Raw genomic sequence first — 23,783 nt, 5'->3', positions numbered from 1 at the left:
AAAATAAATAAGGCGAGAAAATATTTCCCGCCTCAATTTAGTATTTCAAGTAATACAAAAAGATCTTTTAATTATCGATAAACAGGAAAGGCGCTATACCGACGATTTTTTCTGTTATGAGATTATAATGCAGATTTACTGCAATAATGGAATAAATAATTGCTCCATCAGGCGTGAGTGTCGCCGATCGTTTTGAACGTGAAAGAACCACTGTCGGTTGGAATTTGGGTTCATAACCACCGCCAAGGCCAGTATCATGTACTGATTTCATGTTGATTCTATTCAATTCTTCACGACAGGCGACAAAGGTGATTTCATCATATTTTGCCATCCTTTCGTCGGTTCTCAGCAGCGTAAAAATATCGGACAATTTTTTACGATTTCCAGCTTCCGGGCTGACTAATAGCGCGTCATATTTATTGATATTCGAACTGTCTGCTCTATTTTTCCATATTGCCGCCTTTACTTCCTCATCAGGCATTTTCTCATAATATTTGATACCATAATTTCTTACCCTGCCATGATTGGTTGTATTGGCTTCTACTCCGGTGGCTAGTAGATAATTTTCAATATCATCGGCAGTCATATTCTGAATATCATTCACAGTAAACGTTTTATCACCTATTTTCACACTAGCCGAACCAGCTTTATTACCTGATTCTATCGTTGCATAAGGTTGTATCGTCAAGCCACTATTACCCAATGTGACATCAAAAGGGGAGTTTAATGCATTTTCTGGTGCTTCCAATAATGTCTGCTCGTGAGGACCGAGAAACTGGATTGTTTTTCCAGCGGGGACTTGCGTCGCTGCACTATCAGAGAAGAAATATCCATGAGAATTCAGCATTAATCTATTCGCCGGTTCATTAGGTACTGTCCATAATTCGAATGCACCACCAAGCTCAATTTTCTGCGGTTCAAGTTGAGGATATTCTTTTTGTAAAATCCCCATTCTGGATTGTGCTTTTGTTTTTCTAATATCACCTGATCCAATGCTTTCTTCCGGTTTTTTATTAGCTTTTCTCCATTCCCTCACTCTATTACGGTAATCAGTAGCTGATTCACCGGGCATTTTTTCAGGTTTTTCATTGCCCACACCCATGACATTGCGGTGTGATTCATTGATATTTATTTTAATATTTTTCAATGGAATTTGACTATCGCCTTTACCATAATAAGGTTGAATAATATACTCACTTTCACCTTTGAATATAGCATATTCTGCTCTGAATCTATTTTCAGTCAATAAGGCCGAATTGTTTTCTAATAAATAATCGGGATCACTGAAATCAAATAGCGTATTTTTATCGTTGGAATAATATTTTGTTCCCACAATTCGTGATTCTTCCAGCAAAGAAGATCCCCCGCTGACTTTTTGATCAATCATCTTATTATCGATAGAAGTAAACCATGTTGGGTAACGATTATAATAGATATGTAACATCTCATGATATAAAGCGATAGCAGGTTCACGAGAACGCCAAGGCTCTTCGGTCAGTTTCTCTTCTGTGCCAATCAGATGATTCTCTGGATCAAAGGCAATACTGCTACCGGCGCTATTACGGGCATAAAATTGACCATCTTTTTCTCGTACAATGGCATCCATCATCGGCGGTTTGATATTTAAACCCTGTTTTTCAAGCTCCTGAATAATGATATTTCCGGAAGGGATCTCACTTATTTCATCGAGTACGTGAGTGACTCGATTAATAAATAGATCATTACCTGTTATTGTGATCCCCACAGGAGGAATATCTACACGGTTACTCTCTACGGATGTGTATTGTATTGTTTTTTTGATATTACCAGAAGAATATTTCGGCATCGGTGTGCCAGGTATTTCTTCAATAGCAAGGGCGATTTTATTGATTGCTGATGCATTAGGTAATTGATTTTCAATGGGATAGATTTCCCTTAATAAATAAGGCAGCTCGGTTTTGATAGCATTAATTTTTTCAGCCGAAATACTTAGGTTTTTTGGTAATGGATTGTTTTGTAATGGTAAAGTGACTTCACGTATCCAGGCTTGTTGAATATTCACTATCTCTGTGTTGAATAGGGCTTCTTTATCTCCAAGTTTGAGGGATTTTTCCAGGAAATGGTTTAATGTATCAGTAATGTTTGATAGTTTATCGATATCATATTTTTTATAATTTTTGAATGCGGTATTGATATGAATAAATGCATCCAATATTTTATCATTATTAATATTACTGCGTGCTGCTTCAAGCTCCTGATCTATTTTTTTACTTTGCTCCAGGATAAGAAATTTGTTAGATACATCGGTATGAGTAACCCAATGTCCATTTTTATCTAATTTCACCGCAGGCCAGTAACTAAATTGTTCGGGATAAGCCGGGTTGGCTACGCGCCAAGTGTGGTTTGCTTCATCCCATTTGACTTGATAATTAGCGCCAGATTCCTTTATATAGTAGTTCTGTTTAACGGCTGTTTCCACACTAGCAGGGCGTATTGAATAAATCCCTTTATATATTCCTTCATTTGCATGAGGTATCATTCTATCAAGTGAAATATTGCTGACTTTCCATTCATTTTTAAGTTTGCCAAGCCCTATGGTACTTTTGCTAAAAATATCAGCGAAACTTTTCTCAAGTTTAATACTATTTTTTATCGCACCTACTGCGCTGACAACTCCTCGGTAAGTTAAGGTGAGTGTCGATCTGATCGGTAAAGGTTCGATTAAATCAATTAATCCGCCGAGTAGAATGCGAGAAGATTGGCGTAAAGTTGTGATGCCATGTTCAGGTAATGTCCTGATAACTGCTGTAATTAAAGCTCGTCCGGTCAGACCGGCTTGTCTGAGGCGCAATGTGGTTTGTGTGACTTTTGCAGCCATTGATTCAGTCAATGACATACCTAGAGTAGCAACAACTAATAGCACATTTGCTGTATCAAAAACAATTGAGCCAATATCTTCTCCAGTTAATTTATATTCACTATCGGTTGTTGCTTTGTAGATAACATTATAGAAAGGAATAAGAATAGTTGCCGCTATATGCCAACCAGAGGTAATATCCAGCGCTTGTTTACTTTTTATTGCGATGTCATTTAGACCTTGCTGTACTATATTCGTAGTAACAGAAAGTAAGTTCTCTTCTTTATAAAAATTAAATTTAGGTGAACCTGTGAAGCTAATCCCCACATTCATTCCTGAATTTATACCGTAATAATCATTCCAGAATGTGTCGTAAGAATATTTATATCTGCTTGTTTCTGAGAAGCCACTCAAGGTTTTGGCCCGCTGATAGCCAATCGGAAACAGCCTTTTCCCTGTAGTGACTATTTGATTTTCCATAAACATTCCAATGCCTATCATAATCTTTTGCTCAATTAAAAATAAAGCATTGGGTCTAGACATAGCACGTAAAGTGGGCTGGCTGTCAACCTGCTGTTGGGTATATTTTTTTGCTTTCACTCCTCCTTGTATTGTTGAGACAACCAACCAATTACCTTGATACATTTTTATCATGGCAACATTTCCCATACCCTGTTCGACTGAATAGAGAAAGGCTTCTTCTGGTGGGTTAATAATTTCTTCAACAGTTAATTGCGCAGCCGGAGATGAAAGTATTAACTTACTGAGTAAAATGGATTCATAATGACTATATTTGTTTTTATAAACATTAAATTGTTCATTAAAGTTATATTGTGAATCAAATTTATCTCTCTTTTTGAAATCGATAAAAGAAAAGTATCCTGCTGGTTTTTCGTTACTTTTATTGAAAGGATTAAATTTTTTCTTGTCATTTTCAAATAATTTTATTGTTTCTAATGTAGAATACTTAAATGCTTGCTCAACATTAGCATTTTCTTTTCTCATTCGATAAATGATTGCTGCTGTTAAAATAATACAGCCTTCCATTTCAATATGTTTTGATTCTTGAGAAAGAATATGATCAGTATCATAGTGAATATTATATTTTTTAAATAATAATTCAGCCTGATCTTGAGCAAAAATAATATCGCGATAATCACCATGACCTTGAGTCATTTTTCCGACTTTAGGGGCAATCTGATATAATAGGGAGCCTAATGAAGATAAGACTAATAGATGATACTTAGCAGCTTGTAGAGTTTGCAGTTTAAGAATATCTTTTTGGCTGTACTCAGTACGATGTTGTTTTTTTAATGCGATCTCTTCTTTGGCTAGCAGAGATAATAGTATGTCATCTCCAATACTAATACTTTGGTTTGTTTCTGAGTGAATAATCGGAATTCCTGGATGAATATTATTAGCGGAAATTAAACTATTTACCTTTTCAATGCCTTTTTTATAGGATTTGAAAAGATCCTCTTTATCTTTGATTCGTTGGTTATAATCTGATTTTTCTTTGTCATTTAATGTTAAATTTCCATCTGACATAAAAGTTAGCAATGCATCTGAATATAGCTCATCATCGATATCTACGGTAGAGAATGCCTGACGATATATTTTCAGTAAAGGTTCTTCGGCATTAATACCTAGTTCCTGCCATATATCAACTTTATTTTGTTCTAAATCGGCTTTATCCTTACTTATGTTTCTTATTTTTTCATGAATTTCTATTTTTGATATTAAGATATTGATTGCTGTATCAATATCAGCGCTATTATAATTTTTTATAAAGAAGAGATTAAATATATTATTAATGTTATTCAGTAAATCAGAATATTTTATCTCAGAATATTCATTGAAAACGGCGTTCACAGCTTGTTTTAAAGTCTGTTGTAATTTAGCTGAGTATTTATTATAAGAAAGTAAATTTTCTATGGTATATAGAGCCATTTCTTTAATATCAGAGGTTATCAAAGTTGGATAGTTTTGATTGCCTTTCAGCAGGGAAATAAATGGCTTATCTTTATTTTTATTATTATCTCGATTATATTCCCAATATTTTCCATTGACTACGGTATATTCCGTTTCTGTTGGCTGATAGATCTCTTTTTTATTTTCGATATTGTATTCGGAATGTGGCATATAATCCTCCAGGTTGATTAAATTTATTATTTATCTATATAGCTACCGTATTCATCTGATTTACGGAGATGATTGTCCATATAAAAATATTATTTTGTGATTTTAAAGTCACAATCGTAAGGCAGGGTGATTATAGTTGATATTGGTTAATATCAAATATCAATTAATAACATCATAAAATTATTAATTAGTATAACTATATATAAATATTTATTTATAGTTTTTTATAATATGGTTAAATATAAACCAATATATCCATTGATAGGTGGGCTGAAAGGCTTTTGTAGCTAATACGGGATGTTTATTAAAGTTACTCTGTGGTGAATAGTAAACAGTAGGAATAGTACATATTTGTGAAGAAATGGAAAGAGAAATGTTATTACTGTGAGGGGATGATGCTAATTAAACGTTTTTTATTGATTGGAATACAGCCGTGTAATTGGGGAATAACGTAGTTAAATCACGGCTGCAAAATTTAAAATAAACTGATTTTATCCGTTATTATTTAGCATCGATATTAATCGCTGTAGATGCTTTCTCTAATGGATCACAGATACTCTCTTTTTCAATACAGACTTCGCTATCACAGCAATAGTCTTGCTTCATGATAACTGGTTGACGTCGGGTTTTATCTAAGAGAAGGCAGGTGACATCAGGTCGTGAATAGTGTCCAACGGGGTCTGCAACCGCTTTTGCTAAGGTAATCGCACTCAGATCGATATCTGCATACAGTAATCCTTCTTCATTTTGGGGTAATGGCTTGGCAAGCTGCTTGCCGTCCGGACCGTATATACAGGCATAACCTCCGCCTATTTCAAGCAGAGATTTGTGTTTTTCAGTTTGGCACATCATATCAATCATTTCTTGGGAAACCAGAGCGCAAGCACCAATGAAGAAACATTGACCTTCTAATGCATATACGCTGCTTACTGCCGTATTCATTTCACCGGATAGGCCATGAACATGCCCTTTATAGACAGAAAAACTTGGCCAGGCAGCGATATGGACTTGTTCATCTTGGGCAAACATCGCGTATTTTGATAGAGGTTGGATATGTTCCCAGCAGTTTAGGGCGCCAACTTTACCAAGAGGCGTCTCGACAACGCTCAGGCCACTGCCATCACTTTCACCAAAAAGCGTTCTTTCTACATGAGTAGGTTTTAATTTTCTCCTTGCTAATAATGTCTTGCCGGTCTGATCAATGATGGATTGGGACATATAAAGAGTGCCTTTATCTTTCTCACTGAAACCAAGCACCACCATAATATTATTATCGGCGGCGGCCTGTTCAATACGTTGGTATTGATGACTACCGATAATTAATGAATTGTTGTGATACTGCTTGATGAATTGCATGCCCCAGAGAGGGGAATCCAGCCAGATAAACCACGGATAGCCCGGAATCCAAGTTTCAGGGAAAGCAATCAACTTAGCACCATTATTAGCTGCTAATTCAATTAACGTGATAGTTTTTGTAACGGTAGCTTCAAGATCAAGGAAAACGGGAGCCGCCTGAACGGCGGCAACACGATATATTGTATTTGTTGACATAGTTAGTTATCTCTTTGGTGTAGGGGTATCCATCATAATGTGGATTTTAAGTCCAATGGTATAGAATTTACGCTTTATTTTAGAATATATAACTGTGTCCACATTTTTTTAGTAAAAAATACCATTGTTTTATATTGTGTTATTTTTGTATGCAATAATTGCTATTTTTTTATAGAAAAAACTTATTGGTACGTAAAAACCAATATATCGATCTAGAATTATTCATCTGATGTCGGTCATAAATCAAACTACTTAGGGGCTGTAATGTTATTTTTTGATCATTGAAATTAAAAAAATCCCTGACAATATTTGCCCGAGATTTTTTTATAAAATACTATTTTTATGCTTAATTAATGGATGTTTATTCTTCCTACTGCTTTTTAGTCCATTCAGAGGGCTTGATAATCAGTCGATCAATTTTTTGCTATTGAAATCCTTGTATTCCTTGCGAAGGGACAATAAGAAATCTAGATCTTGTGCGGTATAGTACAAATACCGTGCTGATAGAGTAAACGGCGGCCTGACGTTGTTTCTCCGTTCGGTCCTGCTCATTTGCCGGTGGCATAAGGATATTGAGTAAATCAGTTAAATCGTGTGAGCCAGAGGAGGAGAGAACGCCAATATATTGAGTGTAGGCGTACCGGTATATACGGCCGGGTCGAAGGTAGATGTCATTTTATCTATGCTCCTTGATTTGATGGCTGTTCTAAAAAAAGAGATGAAAGAGTAATCTGGAGAACAAGTTAAGTGAGCGTCGCGGATTATGGCTCTTTAGGCTCGTAATTGAAGACTTCAAATTGTTTCCCCAGACCAATTTCCAGGTTGTACCAAGATTTTGGCCAGAAATCGTCAGTGAACCAGTGAGAAAACGAAGTTATGTTTGGGAAGTTGAATTCGCCGAAGTTGGGATCAAAGAAAACGACACCTTTCTGATCATTCACATAGGCCGCTACAGTATGTCCAGCCATTTTTCCGAGAAAACTAATTTTCTTGTAGCCTGAGCCTTTATCACCCGTATCCAGAATGGCGCGTAATAGGTCTGTTGTACCTTTGTTACCGGTTTGACCGACTATCTTGGATGAGTGTTCGTCCACGTCGTTTTTTTGCATGCTTGGCTGAATGCCTTGAGTACCAAGCCAGTACTCTGTCATGGTACTTTGTTCATCATCCAGATAACCGTCCATCTGTAACTGTTTAATGGAAACCAGTGAGTCGATATGAAATTTTCCCTTTTGGCCCCCGACATAGAGTTGGTCAAAGATGCTTTCACCCTTGGCATGGGCGCTTATCCAATGAGCGGATATAGACTCGCAGACACCGCCTGAGGTGTCTTTGTGTTTCATGATTTGGTCTAGGAAAGTACCTTTGGTTTGGGCAAATTTGAAGGTGACTTGACCACCGTGTTTACTCGCCGAATTTCGGACTTTACCTAATCTGGTTCTGACCCCGAAATGCATGAGCCTGTCCATTATCATGCTAGGGGAGAATCGACTTTCTTGGTTTTTCTTGCCATCGGTGGTTAGTTCACGATCGAGCATAGAATGGCCTGGCAGATTGCGTTGTAAAGTGGCCGAGAAACGTTCCTGTAACCCAGGTCTTTTTCTGTTAGTGTATTGAGAATTAAGTTCCAATGGAGTTGTGGTATTTATATCCTCCTTATCATGTCCGATAGAATCCCTTAGTTGCATTGGGCATTTTTGGAGTTTTTCTTTTTCACTGTATTCGTGTTCCATATATATTACCTCTAAGTTAATTTTTTTATTGTTGAATATTAGACTGATATTTTAAGGCTTACTTTAGCCTGTTTATTTTTATCAACTATCAGTACGAGATCTTATATTTTTTGGTTTCTTGCGTTTTGAAAAGATAAATGATTCTGGAGATATATTGGTGTCACTGTCATGTATAGGAACAGATTTCTTTTCTGCAAAGATTATTTTTTCTTCAAGGATGGTGTTATTTTTCTTTATAGGTGATTGGCTTGGGTTAAGATCAGCAATCTGTTTGATCTCTTCTGGATCATTAATTACACGTGTGATAGAGTGGCCTGGAATTTCTGGTGAAATCAGCACCTCTTTGTCTGCAAAGGCGTTTTGAGCAATGTTGCTATTTGCGGTACCAAAGAAAGTATTATCCGGTTTATTCAGGTCGAAGATTTTAGTGGTATCAGGCAGCTTATTAACGTCGATTTCTATTATTGGAGACCATGTTTTTTCTGGTCTTAGCCTTCTTTCTGATGCGGGTCCAATCCCATTCCAATTCCTTACAGTATTCTGCGCGGCCCCTCGCTCGTCACCTGTAGAGATGTAAGGGCTTAATACATCATCACCGGAAACATGTTGTGCAATAGGAGTATTAGCGCTGGAAGCGGTTGCTATAATTGAAGCATATGTCGGCCATTCTTTTAATTTTTTATATTCAGCAGCTCTATCCAGATGTCTATCTTTGAGTTCTGTAAATAGATTACCATCAGGTGACACCGATACTTGATCTTTTGTAATGGGGTCTCGTTTGTTTGAGGCTATCATACGGATTGCACGGAATAGTTTTTTTCGACCAGTTCTATTAATAAAATCTTTCGGTGTTTCATATTTATCTTCCATATTAGAAGTATTTTGATTGTTTTTGGACAAATCTAATACTGGTAAAAATATTTTTTCTTCATAATTATCTGATTGTGTTGAGCGCTTTCTTTTTCTATCATCGGTTTTACCGTATTCGTACACCATAATTATCACCTATGAGTTTTTAGTGGGAAGTATTTATCTTGTGGTCTTGTTATATTAATGATTGTACTATAGCTAAGATGTTAATTGAATACGAGGTAATTCAACCACATCATCATAACGTTTGCGTTGGTTGATATTATCGACCTGAGCTGTAAAACGATTATTTTCATCTACCTTGAGAGCCGGTAAACCAAGACGATGGGTAATGCCTGGTAAAAAGTGATCAATACCTTCATGGGATTGCAAATGAGCATTACCATAAATGGCAACGAACTTCTCTCCCGCAGGCAATTGTCGTAAACGCTCTACCGCCACGTTATTAGCTGCCCCTGCACGATACATCAGGCCATGTTGTGTTCCTTCCACGGTAGGGCGAGTTGTGCTGTTGTTATCTAGTGCAATGATTTTCATCTGCTTGCTTCTGGCTTGTTCAAACAAATTCGCAGATAAATGTTTAGTCTTAAGCATTGCGGCCAGTTCAGCAGGCATGGGTTCATTCCCACTTGCTAGGAATTTATCTATCAACGGTTGAGCTAAATCTGAGCGTAGGTGTTCCAGGCCAATGACTGTCACGCCATGCGCTTTTAATACCTCCATCTGATCTTCGACAAAACGTAATCCGTTCAGATCTGAGCCATGACTTTCACCAATCAGTAGCCCTTGGCGATCTTTAAGTAAAAGAGACAACTGGCTGTTCAGATCCACATTGTTATTCAGTTGATGATTAAATTGCGTCAGCGCATCTGAGGCAAATTGCTTATCCCAAGCAGTCACATCAGTGTCATGAGAGCTGTGATATATTGCTTCTATTTGTGCCAATCTGCCTTGTTCCAGTTGTGCCAGATAGGTAGGATTAGCAAATCGGTGGAGCAAAATTTCTTCTTGCGATTTAGTAGAACCTGGTTCAGCTTGTTTGGCTGCTTCCTTAAGGAAATAGACCGCCATCTGCACGCTTTCAACTCCAGTCATATCTAGCAGCTCATTATAGCTGTAACCAAGATGGGCCTGTTTATTTTGTTCATCAAGCCGGGTATGAGTCAGCAATCCCTTATTCTGGGCGGTGTCCAACCACTTTTTAAAGTCATCAAATTGAGCGCCTAGCTCCACGTGAAACTTAGGTTCAAAAGGTAGATCATTGGGAATTTTTCCTTGATAGCCTGTTTTAGCAGCAAGATAGGGATCTTCTTTTACCCAACGCACCATCAGATCGGTCAGCCCAGGTGTATTACCTGTGACCTCATCACGAGCAATCTGGTAGATATGCGATGCCATTTCAGGGCGAGTTTCCGCCATTTCCAACAACGAGTGGCGTATTTTCTGCAAAGTACCGGTAAACATCAGATCCCCAAACTGCGTTTGTATCCTTCTCAGGGCAGTATTACGTTTAGAATCAGGATGTTCTTCTAGGTAACGGATAATGCGTCGATACAATTCGAAACCTGTCGTCAATTGCTCATTCCCACTTAGATTATGAAGATGCTCAAGTCCATCCAGAATTCCCTGATAGGAGGGACCAATCCGTTTGGCAAAAACCGAAGCCTCTTTACGTAAATTATTGCTGGTGATGAGATCGTGGAGTAATGGATTATTCTGATTACTTTGAGACAATTCTAGTGCCTGTTCAAATGATTTTTCTTTATTATTGTCTAATTGTATCGACGGTTTTCTTTTTCTTTCGATGGTTTTATCGTATTCATATACCATATTATCACCTGTTAATTTTCGGGAAGAGGTATGTTGGAAATAAATACTATATAGATTGACTATTGTCATTTTATTTTTAAAAAATAAAGTTAAGTATATTTTAATATATAAGCAAAGTGATTTTATAAGAAATTTTAATTGGTGTTGCAGTGGGTTTTTTATATAAATATGAATTAGAGATTTTTAATGGCTATTAGTTTATCAGATTTATCTTCTGAAGTAATAATACCAATATTATTTATCCTAACAACGGCACTATGACTATTTTTCCATGTCGAGAGAATACCTTTTATTCTAGGTAAATAATCCAAACGGGTAATACCAGAAACTTCAAGAATTACGTTTTGATTATTCTGATTTTCATTATTTTCCTTAGCAGGTTTGGTTGTCAGATTCACTTTCGAAAGGGCAAGGTGAACATCTTCTGTGCCGCCTAAATCGGCACACAATTTTCTAAATAAAGCTTGGTTTATTTGAGAATTATCCAGATTTGGTTTTTGTTCCATAGAAGCGGAAATCTGGCTAACGGGTTTTATGACGTCTTTAATATCTTGAAGCTTTACTGGTGCGGTGATTGAATATAACAAAGAAAGGCGAGGGCGGTTGCCGAGCGCTTGCCAAAAGTTACCTAAACTATTTAGATTTTCTTGCGGTGGAATGACTCTGGTATATGCCGCTGGAATTTTAGGTAATTGTCGGTTGTTAACTAATGCATTTAAAATAGCTGTCATGACGCGTGCAGCTTGATTATTGGGATGACTGTCAGGGTTAGAGGCATCTCCTGATGGTTGGTTTGAATGCCAGTAAGTAATTAAATAGTTATAATTAATATTTACCCATCCAGACAATAATGAGTTGGTGGCAGGATTATAACTCCTTGGTTCCGCGGAGCGTAATTGTAGATCTTCATGTATATCATAAAGAAATACACTGACGGTAGGTTTAGCAGGAGTTGAATTAATTTCCGGTAGATCAAAACGGATATCAATTATTTGGTTAGAGGTGTTTAGATGTTGAGATAAAATTTCATGTAATGCGGTATTGACTGCAACAATAGCATTATTAGGATCAATTATATTTGTCATATCGACTCCAATCTTATTAAACGTTTAAAAAAACAATCGACCAGTTTTATTCAATTCGAGAATAACTGCCCGTTCTATATGTTTGTTATCAATCTTTTCACTATTATCATCTACTGCTAATATTGATGCTAATAAAGCAATATTCCGAATATTAGCACCTGTCAGATCTGTTTGTTTAGACAAATGGTCAAAATTAAGTTCGTCTGATAAATATAGTTTTTCAGGCCAAATTGCTTGCCACATTTGTTTACGTAATATTTCATCAGGATAAGTAAAATGGGTAATAAAGGTAAAACGGCGATTAAAAGCACTGTCTAAATGGCTGCGATTATTGGTGGCTAAAATCACTAATCCGGGATAATTTTCCAAGCGTTGTAGCAAATAAGAAACTTCAATATTGGCATGTCGGTCTTGGGCATCTTTGGTTTCACTGCGTTTGCCAAATAGGGCATCGGCTTCATCGAAAAACAGCACGCCGGAATCGGCTTCGGCCAAATCGAAAATTCGAGAGATATTTTTTTCCGTTTCACCGATATATTTATTCACCACGCTAGAGAGATCGACTTTAATCAGATCAACGCCAAGATGCCCGGCAATCACTTCTGCGGCCATCGTTTTTCCGGTCCCTGATTCACCATAAAATAGGGCGCTAATACCGGTACCATAACCTATTTTCTCTTGAAAACCCGCGTTTAATATTTGGTTTCGGTAATTAATAGCGGCAATAATTTCTTTCAGTTGTTGAGTTAATCCCTCTGAAACCACCAAGTCATTAAAATTGCGTTTGGGGGTTATTCGTTGGGCTAATTTACCGAAATTTTGTTGGGCGCGGAAATTTAATGCCTTACGCAAATCGATCTCCTTCAATTGGTCTTCTGGTTGCCGGATTATTTGATATTGAACGGCTTCTTTAATAATTAAAGGTAACGTTTCGGGAGTAAATGAAAAACGCTGACATAACTGAGTAAGATTAATTCCTTGATCGGCATTATCTGGCAGATTTTCTTTTAGCATTGATTTTTTCTCTGCCGGCGTTGCTATAGGCATCTCAATTTGTACCATTGGCAGATGTTGAATCCATACAAATGAATCTCCCGGTTCTACCAGACAAACTACACGTAATTTTGGTTGATTCAGCAGGGTGGACAATTCGCTTTGATATATTTTCTTTTCCTCTGCAAATAAAGAAAAATTGCGGATTAATAAGCAGGCATTGTGTAGCCGGGTTTCCCGTATTGCGTCTGTTAACAGGCCGGGTTTAGTGTTGATATTCTCTTCGTCCGGTAGATGGGCTAAATCGAGAATTAAGGTACTGATGTCATGAAGTGCCATAATATTATTGACTGCTAATTCTCTGGCGCTCTCTTGTTTCCCTTTGAGAATCACCAGTGGGCGTATTTCATCTATTTCATTTAACAATATCTTTTTAAGTGAATGATAAAGGGTTTGCGGATACCAAGTCTGTGAGGTAGAAAAATGCCAATAAGCACAGGTTATCAGGGGAGGTAAAATAACCCGTTGGCCGGATAAAAAATGCCGGACGCTACTGTGTGTTAAAAATTGCGTTTGCAGCCAAATGGGTTCCTCATGGTTATTAAGCTGTAACAGATGGTGATTGATTAATGGTGTCTGAGGCAGAAAGCTATTTTGCAGTAATTGCCAATCACTTTGGCGTTGGCTAAATAATTCAATTGCTAAAGCAAAACTGGGCCACTGCTTTTTACTGTTACCGTGCAGAAAAGCAAATAGTGCATGATAACGACTGTCAAAATGGGGTAATAAACCCAATAGTAAAGTATCACGCTCAAATTCAGTCAGTTCAAAACGTTCTATCAACAATGATAATGTACCGGTAATAGTTTTATTCTCTATTTCCTTATGAATAATAATATCACTTTGTTTTAACCAATGAGGCATGCCTAATGGTTTTATCAAACGTTGCTCTATTTCATCTTCGGTCAGTAAAAAACTTTCCGGTAAGGAATCGTACCAATTTCCCTTTTGATAATAGTAGCGTTGTAATAGCAGATCAATACGCTCCAGATGAGGATAAATCCAATGCAATTCTGCTGCCATAAAGTGGTTATTTGTCAGAGGTAAGTTCATATAAACCTTTTAAATAGTTTGCCAGTTGATTAGTAAAGGATGATCCAGCCAGGGTAGTTTGGCGATATTTAATGGCCAAGGCCAGTCAGATAATAGTGCATCAAACGGTTGATGTTGTACCGTGATATTGATTTCTTGTTCATCTATTCGTAATTCACCTGGTCGTTGTAAAAATAACTGACGGGCGTCATTACGGCTTAATTTCTTCCATGCGGGAAATTGGGCGATAGCTGCGTCCAGCCATTGATCTATTATTAACTGTTTCTCTGGTTCGATGGGTACTGATTCGATATTTTCATCAGGTATTATCCCACATAAAATAGGACTTAATCCCTTGCGTTCTATCGGTGCTTTTTCAGTTCCCCAAATGAGATAATCAAGGATAACAACGGCACTGAATTGAGCTTGACGATGGGTAAACTTCTGCTTTTCAAGTAGACCAAGTTGATTAAATAGAGCAGGTAATATCGGCCATAAAACTAATATTCCAGCATTGTTTATCGGTTGTTCAGGTAATAAAATTGGTTCAGGGCGTTGTGTGTTGTCATTTCTAGGTTGGTTATGGTTATTTTCTCCTGTTGTAATAAAGTATTTCGACAGGTATTGGTATTCTTCAACCGATAGATATTTTTTACAGTATTGTGAAACGGGTATTGTTTGCCAGAGTGGTTTTAACCAATTATTTAATGGAGAATTATAGGTTGCAGTCTGGCGAAATAGCGCAATAATAGATGTTATATTAATTTTACCATTATTAAGTTCAGTTGTGATGCGAGAGATAATTTTTGCATCGGGTTTAGGTATTTCTTGTGTATTATGTTGTTGTATATATTTCAGAGCATTCAGTATTAATTGCCAGGAGGAAACTGGTTCCTCCTGATGTTGCGGTGTGACTGTGTTCTCCGATAATTTTCGACTAATGGCAGTTAATAAAGTGGGTTCTCTGATAGCCAGAATGTTTTGCAGACTATGCTCAGATAAACAGCTTTTTGCTAATAAAAGTGTCCAGTTATTTTGTATATGAGATAATTGGTTAATTAATTTTTTAATGTTTACATCAGTAATTTTATTCTTCTTAATTTTCTCCATCGGGTTTAATGTGGGATTTTTTTGATGTAAGTAATGAATAAATTTCTCAATATCAGTCTGATTATTTACCTGATATTGGCTTAATGCTTGAATTAATGTAGTATTAAGTAGAATAGAAAACAGTGAATTAAAATCATCTAATCTTATTTCGCCAAGGTTCAGGGTAAGTGTTTCTAAATAGATATTTGCATTAATGATATATGGGTTAAAATAAGAATTGATTAACTTATTTATACTGGATTGATTAAGCAGGGAGCCATGTAATACTTTTTTAGCTACCTGTAGATTATTGGCTGTAATAGTAATAATAATTCGATTTAATAGATTTGGATCTGAAACCATATTAATATTCTCTTTGTAATTAATAGATATGGAGAAAGCTAAGAGTGAAATATTTCATAGAATCGCAATAATAATTGCCACAGGATATTAATACACTAAAATAACTTATGAATATTTGGATTCATAGATATCTTTGTAATATTAGATATCATAAAACAATCCTTATGAAATCATTATTTCTTCACTGTATTCTTCTACTAAAGCAGAAGGTTTCTTTCCTAGTGTTAATGTTTCTAGAATTCTATATGCGTGATCACCTAAAGGAGCGCCATTATTTTGCCAAAGTTTATAAGTGCTGGCAAATTTTTCGAATTCTTCCGATGATAGCCAATGAATAACGAGTGAGATATGAGCGGGCAGTTCAGCTAAAATTTCAGTTTTCACCCAAGATTCTAATTTGTAAAAATCAGTAGTGCCGCTCTTAATGCGTTCTCGATTCAGTACTATGCTGACTACAAATGAAAATTGGTCAGATTGGATATATCTTTCTCCGGAGAAGTACCAATAAGAGTGCGATGCGTTGCTTTCCGATGGAAAATTATTTATTTGATCTATGTTTTTTTCAACTAATATTCGTTTTTCTATACGATCAAATTCTTTTACCTGTGTTTTAAGCTCATAATCCGGGTCAAGTTTTAGTATTATTTCATCATCCGCTTGGAACATATCAAAAGGAAAACTATCGTAAGGAGAGTCATCGGGTTGTTTTCTGATGGTAATCCAGCGTTCATTTTCATTTGAGGTTGTATCGGCAGAAATCAATTTATATGTGCGTTCCTCTCCGTATCCGTAATCATATTTTGTGTAGGACAAGCAGTGGTGTGATATATATTCTCTTGATGGAAATTCGTTTTTTGAATTTACATCTTTTCTAAGTAATATCCGGTTATTAGCACTATCAAGTTGCACAATTTGGGTTGTAAGTTCATAATCGGACTTGGTTCTTATTGTGATTTCATCATTCTTTTCGATCATGGCAGGGAAGGGGTTTTGGTCATTAAGGGTAATCCATCGTTTATTTTCGGTTTCTTCTTGATTCTCTTCACTGTCATAAACGAGTTGATAATCCATATCTTCTATCCACACGGAACTATTGCGCCAGTGCAGGCTATTAAGCTGCTTAAATGCGTTTTGTAATTTGTCCAGATTGTTTTTTAGATCATTATTGTTATTGGTGTTAATAGTGAATGTATCTCCTGTCACTTCAGTGATCATTAGGTTCAGAAATTTGAATACATTGTAGTCTTCTCTAAATTCCAGATTAATAACTTGACCTTGCATTAAATGGCCTGCTGTATCAGTTTGTGTAATCATGACTTGATCATTTTTAATTTCTAGATTATCAGGTGTTTGGTCATTATTGAATTTTTCATTAGGTTTTATTGGTAAGAGTTGACGATGTTCAATTAAATAAAAAGGGAGTTTATCCAGTTCTGGTGTTTCTTTGAAACACTCTCCTCCCAGACCCAATCGGGCGGCAATGCGTTTTTGTAGCGCTGACACTTTATCAATACGAATATTATTACGTTGATAGGCTAAGCCAGGTTGTTGAGAAAGATATTCGCGCTGAGTAGATAGAAAATCTTCCTGAGAATTTGAGTTTTGTGATAGGAGAGGGGTTGCACATTGCGCTCCAAAATATTGCAATAGATAGTCTAACATCGCCAATTCTTTAGTATAGTTTTTATCATTATTATTGATTTCAGCTTCATTATTCATTTGATTAATTAAATGAGATTTTATGTTTTGATGAGTATTTTTATTTTGAGCTACAGTATTTTCTTTAAAAGGCCATTGAGTACCACGTACAGTATTCCCTCGTTGTTTAAAAGCCAATAGTTTTGGTAACAAGGCGAGATCAGCGCAGTGATTAGCCAAAGTTTGTTCAAAAGGTAACATGAACTGATGTAATTGTACTTGCTGTTGGGTATTAGTTTGTAATCCATAGCAAGCGGGTAATTTATTGCTTACCGGATAGTAATCCAGGACCTTACGATATTTACCCCAATCCAGTAATTCAGGTTGTGTTTCAATCAGAGGCTCTGCAATGAGCTTTTCCTTTACATCTTGTTTGGAAACAACAATTTTAACTCCACCTTTGGCTGTAATGGTGAGTGGGCTATTTGATGAGGTAATTGACTGTAAGGGATCGTTGCCCCATAGTCTGGGATAGAACCCCTGATCGATTGTCCAGGACCAATTATCGTTTGGTAGTTTAGAAATTCTTTCATTATCCTTATCTAACGTGAATTGGGTAACTTTTTTGATTCCTTTGATTCTCAGTAGTTGGTTAACTAAGGGACTTAGATTTAGTTCTTTAGGTTTGGTGTAATCTTCGTTTGAAGGTAATTGGGGAATCCAACCATGACGTAAATAGGGCCCATTAAAAATTTCTTCACTACTGTAACCCATTTCTCTCATAGCTTGGGTGGTATAACGTCGTGGTTTTTCAACTACCATTTGTTCTGCCGCCGTGTAAACTTTAGTGAATATATCAGTGATATCTTTAACGTCATCATCAAGTTGAATATCAATTTTCAATGGTAGATCGATGGGTTCCAGCCAAATAATTTTACTGATTGATTCTCCTAAGTTGCGATTGTCCCTCAGAAAATCATCCAACTTTTTCTGAGCTTGAATTCTATTATCTTGAATTTTTTCGGTTTCTCGACTAGGGAGTAAATAAAGCCAATAATTTCCCCTGAGTGTTAACTTTAACTGTGATGAACTGCTATGTTGCTTTTTAATAAAACTGTATTGCCGTTCTTGTTTGTTATACCAGTATGTATAGCGTTGATTTTTAGGTTCATGAATAAGTTGCACGTCATCAAAGAAGAAATAACCATCTCTTTTGTCGTTGCTATGCAAATCCAACAAAGCTCGGCGATAATCCTCTTCGGTTATAGGGCCACAAGTCAATATTTGTTGTGGGCCAAACTCTTTAGGGAAAATACCGTCTCTGGATGTTTGTTCCTCTTGTTTAGGAGTAAGAAGATCTTTCAGTGGTAATGAATGACGGTAAGCTAAATCAGACGCGCCATAACAACAAGCTTCTAATAAGGTGATGCCTGGATCATTTTCCCCCATATCGTTCCAACATTGGCCGGATTGTTGTTCAATAACGGTTTTTGCCTGAGTAAGTAAGATATCAAAGGCAATATCGTCTTTAATAATGGGAAATAGTCTATCTTGATTATTCATTTGTTAACTCCTTCATTTAGGGGGGATTATTACCAGACTAAAATCAATACTTCATCATCGTCGGCTTCTATACTTTTACCTACGGTATCTGTGGGTGGATTGCCTTTTTGCAAAGTCAAGCTAGTGACCCGTTCAACATAAGGTGATTGTTGAATCGTGGCTAATAACTGGTAATAGTCAATGCGATTACCTGGTGTTACGCCAATAGCAATATTTTCTCCCCACGGCATGTAGATTCGACTCAGTTCCTGTTGTAATTGATGGCGGCCATAATCGGGATTAACTCCTGAAGCAAATACCAATTCATAGCTAATCGGGACATCAACGTATGTGGGATTATTAATTTCAATGGTTGTCCAGGGGCTACTTAATTGATCTAACCATTCGACCATTTCCGTTAATCGAGCTTGGTTCAATTCTGGACGAAGTGAATCATCATTATCTTTGTAACGATTATTAGGGATAACGATTAATTGGCGCTTTTCTGGCGCTGGTATTTTGGTTAATTCATTGGTAGAAGGGTATTTGATATCAAATATACTGACAAACCGCTCTTTTAGTAAGGTGACAACATCGCTCCAATTTAATGCTCGATTACGATGGGACAGCCGAGCGGGAATCCGTTTCAAAAAGGTTTGTCCGTCTTCTTTCGGACGACCATTCCAAGATGCCCAAGGTTGAGCCACTTCACTGATTGCAACAGATGAGTTCACTGGCTGTTTAATGATATTAACGGCTAATCCGCTGATAAAGTGATCTTGTTCTACTGTTACTGTGTTGATTAACGTGGCTGTTGTGGCGTTATATAACAATCCTTTAATTCTTGGGTAATCTGGAGGGACTATCTTTATCTGTTTTTTCTCCTGTTTTATCTGCGCTTTTAGCCAGTATCTCCCCTTTGGCATTTGAGATGCTTGGTTTGAAGCGTCCTGTGGTAATAGGATACTTTGATCTTCTGATTCAAATAGATTATATGTTTGGTGGTAAGTTGATCTATTTAATAATTCCCAGGTATTTCTTTGACTCAGATAAAACCAAGACAAAGATAGATTTTTCAGGCCCTTTAGCTGCCAATATAGAGAAAAAGTTTGCCCTGGTGATATATCGGTAAAACCTAAATAGAATGTATCGTGGGTTAATGGTGTTATATCTTTTCCGGCTTCGTCTTTGCCAAAAGGTGTGAGGGGATAAACGGAAAATTGTCGACGGAAAGCTGTAGCACTGAATTCCACCTGTAATTTACTGAGTTCTGGGGTATAGGGCTTATTTTTACCTGTAGAACTTTTCTCGTATTGGGTGTGCATAAAGTCTTGCTCAACTAGTTTTATTTTTATACTAGTTGATTGATCGCTGTTTGAATATAAGTAATGCTTGTCAGGTAAGGTAAAAGTCAGGCTTTTTCCTTGTGGTGCATTTTCGCCATCAAATAATGACAGAATTTCATCAAGTTTTTTCTCTCCTCTGTAGGGAGTGACAAGATAGCCTTCCACTTTAAATACATTGTTATTGGTAGGTTTATTAGCATATCCTTTATACCACGATGAAAAGTTCTCTGTAGGTAAGTTGACCCATTGAGGAGTAATAGTGAATGTTGTGTTTGATACATATTCAGAGTTAATCCATTCAGGGAGAACTACCTTCGGACTAAAACTGGAGTCCAGTGATGGCGATTGGCCAAAAGGGAAATGAGAGATTTTTGCTTTTGAATTGTCGGAAGCAGAGAGCACGATGTTGCTGTTAATACATATTTTATAAATCCAGGGTAAAGTGAAACCCTCAGTAGTTGTCAATTTTAACAATGGCGTATCGAACGTCATATTATCCAGAGCATTAGGGGGGCTGATGGGATCATTGTTATCATCGTCTGGTAATTGCAACTTAATACTATTAATGTCACTGAGATATTCGACTGACAGTGTTAACCAGTGATTCCCTGAACTTATTTTAGCAGCTATATTCTCAGAATTACCTTCCCATTTACTTCCCAAAATTAATGTAATGTTGAGCCCTTTTTTTAGGAATGTGAATAAAGGCCAAGTAATTAGGTAGCCGGATAGAATCGGGATATCATTAGATGTTGGACTAAAAATCTGGATACCATTTGTTGGTAATTTCATGTTATTTGAAAGGCGAAGAGGTGTTGCAGATTTCCAGCCATCGTTATCTTTCCGATGCCAATATAGGTCAGTCAGTATTGCTTGATTCGTCTGTAAAATTTGTGCCTTCACCCAGTATTGCCCCTTCGGCATTTGGGATGCTTGGTTTGAAGCATCCTGTGGTAATAAGGTACGCCAAGTTCCTCGATCAAATAGATTGCGGGTTTGGTCGTGTACCAAATTATCCAATGCACTCCAGGTATTTTCTTGGTTTAGATAAAACCAGGATAAAGGTAGTTTTTTAATACCTTCTAATTGCCAGTACAGGGATAAAGTTTGTCCTGGTAATACATCGGTAAAGCCTAAATAAAATGTGTCGCTGATTAATGATGGCGTTTCTGCGTTTGCTTTGTCCCAGCCAAAAGGGGTGAGAGGATAAACAGAATATTGCCCAGTTTTGACTTCTGCTCTGAATTCAATTTTCAATGAATTGACCTGAGGAGTATAGGGTAATGCTTTATTTTGGGGCGTTTCATTGTACTGAGAATGCATAAAATCCTGTTCAGCTAATTCTACACGAATAAAAGCTGGCCAGTCGTTTGGAGATTGGCTATCTGCAATGGGGTAACTCATTGCTGGCAAGGGAAAATTCAGGCTTTTCCCTTGTGGTTTATCTGTTCCATCAAATAATGGTTGAGTCTCAGTTTCTTTTTGAGTATTAGTCTCTTTTAGTTTGTTTTTTCCCTGAGGCGTAACTAAATATCCCTGTACTTTAAATGCACTATTATCGGGTTGAGAGTTATATGCTTTATACCACGTTTTAAAATTCTCTTCGGGCAATCCCACCCATTGGGGAGTAATCGTGAGTGTTGCGTTTTCAAAGCCGTACCATTCAGGAGCAATCAGATTAAAACCGGAATTTAGTGACGGTGATTGCCCAAAGGGAAAACTAGTCGTACCTACGTTTTCAACACCTCTATCAGAGGAATAACGTACATTACTGTTGCCGTTAGTGCTAATTTCAATACCCATAATCTTGGGTAACATCGCTCCTTGAGTGGTGCCTAGTTTTAATACGGGGACATTAAACTCCATATTATCTAAGGAATCAGGGGGGCTGATGGGTTCATCGTTAGCTGATAAGCTTAAGATGAGTTTAAGATTGGTCTCTGCTTTTTTTACTAACAGTGAAAGCCAATGTTTTCCAGAACTGATCTGAGCAGTAATGTTGTTAGGATTACCCATCCACTCATTTGCTAGAGTTACCTCAATATTACGCACTCCTTTCGACATAGCAAATAAAGAAGAGGTAATCAGATAACCAGACAAGACTGGGGCATCATTGGGGGTTGGGCTAAAAAGCTTAATACCGTTTTCAGGTAATTTAATATTATCTGAATGGTTTAGTAGTATTGCCGATTTCCAACTATCGTTATCTTTCCGATACCAACGCAGGTCGGTTAATTTTCCTTGGTTCGCCAGTAGTTCAGTATCTGACGCATATTGTAACGGATTCCCAGCGCTATCCTGCCCGGCATCAAACAGGGTTCCTTTAGGGATAAGATATTCTGCCTTATCTGTATTTAAGGTAATGCCTAAAGCAACGCTATCCGCTTGTGCATTTCTCGGTTTCAATCCTAATAATTCCCGATAATAAAGATCACGATGTCGTACCGGGAAGGTATTAAATAAAACTTTGGTTGTTTCTAAGAGTTTTAAAAAAGCCAATACAAAAGCTTGATGTGCCGGTAAATTTCCATCTGCTTTATTAACTTTTTGGTAAATATCTGCTAATTTCTCAGGATTATTTTTCTGAATAAAATAGAAGCTATCCCAGAATTTTTCTTTCTCTTGACCGAAAGGTATTTTCTTAGAATATTCTTGTAGCCAGTTTAAAATATCCAGTGTACTTCTTTCATCAAGTTTAAATTCTGTCTCTGGTACGATAGCGGCAAGTTTATTTTTTAATTCGGTGAGTCCCATATTATACCACCTGTTATTTGAATATATTGATGATAGCTTTGCGTAATAGGATCGTTATTTAATAATGGATTTTTAGAGGTTATTTATCCGGCATTAGCGATATATTGACCGGCAATAAAACGGCCTTTTCCCATACTGGGTGTTGTTATATCCGGTACGCCTGACGGATTAATCGCCGGTTGTGTCGGAGTAAAACGGGCGGTAAATTGCTGCCCGACAACAATTACCGTGGCATTACTGCGGCAAAAGTTGACTTGTTGGCTGGCATCCAATTGCGCAATGGTGACTATACCCATGCCGAGCGTTGGGTGGCTGGGGGTAATATATTGCGCCTGGAGCTGTACCTTTTTTTCATCACCCACAATGGCGATCTTTTTACCTTGAATTTGGGCGTGCCCGCTGCCTCTGATAATTGCCGGTCCCAAAATGGTGACTTGCCGGTTGCCGAATAAGGGTTCGAATAACAGACTATCTCCATCGATGATCAATTGTTTACTCATAGGCTCACCTTTGCCCGACCTTCGTTGACTTCAAGAATACCTTCAAGCTGTTGACTAATTTCACTGCCTCTTAGGGCATAGGTCACTTGAATATGTAAGGTATTCGGTGAATCTGTTTTCTGAGTTACCTGAATATCGGTGATTTCAGCACGAGGTTCATAGCGCAGAACTCGCTCTTCAATACGGGTTTGAATCTCCGACAACAATTCATCACTGATATTTTCAAACATATAATCATTCAGACCGCAGCCATAATCTTCACGCATAATCCGTTCACCGGGTTCAGTTAAAAAAAGGATTTTTATACTTTGGCGAACATTTTCGGCGCCTTCGGCCATTGCTACGCCAGTTTCAAGAGAAAACTGGGGCGGAAATTTCCAGCCGCGCCCATAAATATCGGCTAATATTGGGTTTGTCAT

The 23,783-nt window shown here is 37.2% G+C and carries 12 protein-coding genes; all 12 read right to left on the bottom strand.

Annotation, left to right across the window (positions count from 1 at the left end; all coding sequences use genetic code 11):
• Positions 1–67: 67 nt before the first annotated feature.
• The 12 genes from B0X70_RS12220 to B0X70_RS12165 all read right to left on the bottom strand — a co-directional run bounded on the left by B0X70_RS12220 (position 68) and on the right by B0X70_RS12165 (position 23,783).
• Entirely contained in the window at positions 68–4,978 is a 4,911-nt protein-coding gene (locus B0X70_RS12220; RefSeq protein WP_217471609.1) for a putative adhesin, read from the bottom strand.
• A 501-nt stretch (positions 4,979–5,479) separates the two neighbouring features.
• On the bottom strand, positions 5,480–6,529 hold the full coding sequence (locus B0X70_RS12215) for a carbon-nitrogen hydrolase family protein (protein ID WP_036805796.1): 1,050 nt from the start codon (positions 6,527–6,529) through the stop codon (positions 5,480–5,482).
• 761 nt (positions 6,530–7,290) lie between these two features.
• Positions 7,291–8,217: a YopT-type cysteine protease domain-containing protein gene (locus tag B0X70_RS12210; RefSeq protein ID WP_246593509.1), complete on the bottom strand. Its 927-nt coding sequence runs from the start codon at positions 8,215–8,217 to the stop codon at positions 7,291–7,293.
• 126 nt (positions 8,218–8,343) lie between these two features.
• A complete protein-coding gene (locus tag B0X70_RS12205; protein WP_217471607.1) occupies positions 8,344–9,258 on the bottom strand; it encodes a hypothetical protein in 915 nt (304 codons plus the stop codon).
• A gap of 72 nt (positions 9,259–9,330) precedes the next feature.
• Positions 9,331–10,962 (bottom strand): membrane-targeted effector domain-containing toxin, encoded by a 1,632-nt coding sequence (locus B0X70_RS12200; protein WP_217471606.1) that lies wholly within the window; start codon positions 10,960–10,962, stop codon positions 9,331–9,333.
• 173 nt (positions 10,963–11,135) lie between these two features.
• On the bottom strand, positions 11,136–12,047 hold the full coding sequence (locus B0X70_RS12195; protein WP_214039136.1) for a Pvc16 family protein: 912 nt from the start codon (positions 12,045–12,047) through the stop codon (positions 11,136–11,138).
• Between the two features lie 24 nt (positions 12,048–12,071).
• Positions 12,072–14,153, bottom strand: a complete 2,082-nt coding sequence (locus B0X70_RS12190) for an ATP-binding protein (protein ID WP_217471605.1) — start codon at positions 14,151–14,153, stop codon at positions 12,072–12,074.
• Between the two features lie 9 nt (positions 14,154–14,162).
• Positions 14,163–15,584 (bottom strand): contractile injection system tape measure protein, encoded by a 1,422-nt coding sequence (locus tag B0X70_RS12185; protein WP_217471604.1) that lies wholly within the window; start codon positions 15,582–15,584, stop codon positions 14,163–14,165.
• Positions 15,585–15,746: 162 nt separating this feature from the next.
• Positions 15,747–18,785, bottom strand: a complete 3,039-nt coding sequence (locus B0X70_RS12180; RefSeq protein WP_217471603.1) for a baseplate wedge protein — start codon at positions 18,783–18,785, stop codon at positions 15,747–15,749.
• Positions 18,786–18,814: 29 nt separating this feature from the next.
• On the bottom strand, positions 18,815–22,864 hold the full coding sequence (locus tag B0X70_RS12175; protein WP_217471602.1) for a baseplate J/gp47 family protein: 4,050 nt from the start codon (positions 22,862–22,864) through the stop codon (positions 18,815–18,817).
• Between the two features lie 83 nt (positions 22,865–22,947).
• The gene (locus tag B0X70_RS12170) at positions 22,948–23,364 is read right to left on the bottom strand and encodes a contractile injection system spike tip protein (protein WP_214039131.1); all 417 of its coding nucleotides are present in this window, start codon (positions 23,362–23,364) and stop codon (positions 22,948–22,950) included.
• Entirely contained in the window at positions 23,361–23,783 is a 423-nt protein-coding gene (locus B0X70_RS12165) for a GPW/gp25 family protein (RefSeq protein ID WP_217471601.1), read from the bottom strand. Before B0X70_RS12165 ends, B0X70_RS12170 begins: the two co-directional genes overlap by 4 nt.

The sequence above is a fragment of the Photorhabdus akhurstii genome, assembly GCF_019090985.1.
Lineage (GTDB): Bacteria > Pseudomonadota > Gammaproteobacteria > Enterobacterales > Enterobacteriaceae > Photorhabdus > Photorhabdus akhurstii.
This window is presented reverse-complemented; position numbering and strand designations above follow the sequence as displayed.

Excerpts from the sequence above, each read along its gene's own strand:
- B0X70_RS12215 (WP_036805796.1), bottom strand. The coding sequence starts at position 6,529 with ATGTCAACAAATACAATATATCGTGTTGCCGCCGTTCAGGCGGCTCCC.
- B0X70_RS12195 (WP_214039136.1), bottom strand. The coding sequence starts at position 12,047 with ATGACAAATATAATTGATCCTAATAATGCTATTGTTGCAGTCAATACC.
- B0X70_RS12180 (WP_217471603.1), bottom strand. The coding sequence starts at position 18,785 with ATGAATAATCAAGATAGACTATTTCCCATTATTAAAGACGATATTGCC.
- B0X70_RS12200 (WP_217471606.1), bottom strand. The coding sequence starts at position 10,962 with ATGGTATATGAATACGATAAAACCATCGAAAGAAAAAGAAAACCGTCG.
- B0X70_RS12190 (WP_217471605.1), bottom strand. The coding sequence starts at position 14,153 with ATGAACTTACCTCTGACAAATAACCACTTTATGGCAGCAGAATTGCAT.
- B0X70_RS12185 (WP_217471604.1), bottom strand. The coding sequence starts at position 15,584 with ATGGTTTCAGATCCAAATCTATTAAATCGAATTATTATTACTATTACA.
- B0X70_RS12220 (WP_217471609.1), bottom strand. The coding sequence starts at position 4,978 with ATGCCACATTCCGAATACAATATCGAAAATAAAAAAGAGATCTATCAG.
- B0X70_RS12205 (WP_217471607.1), bottom strand. The coding sequence starts at position 9,258 with ATGGTGTACGAATACGGTAAAACCGATGATAGAAAAAGAAAGCGCTCA.
- B0X70_RS12170 (WP_214039131.1), bottom strand. The coding sequence starts at position 23,364 with ATGAGTAAACAATTGATCATCGATGGAGATAGTCTGTTATTCGAACCC.
- B0X70_RS12175 (WP_217471602.1), bottom strand. The coding sequence starts at position 22,864 with ATGGGACTCACCGAATTAAAAAATAAACTTGCCGCTATCGTACCAGAG.
- B0X70_RS12210 (WP_246593509.1), bottom strand. The coding sequence starts at position 8,217 with ATGCAACTAAGGGATTCTATCGGACATGATAAGGAGGATATAAATACC.
- B0X70_RS12165 (WP_217471601.1), bottom strand. The coding sequence starts at position 23,783 with ATGACAAACCCAATATTAGCCGATATTTATGGGCGCGGCTGGAAATTT.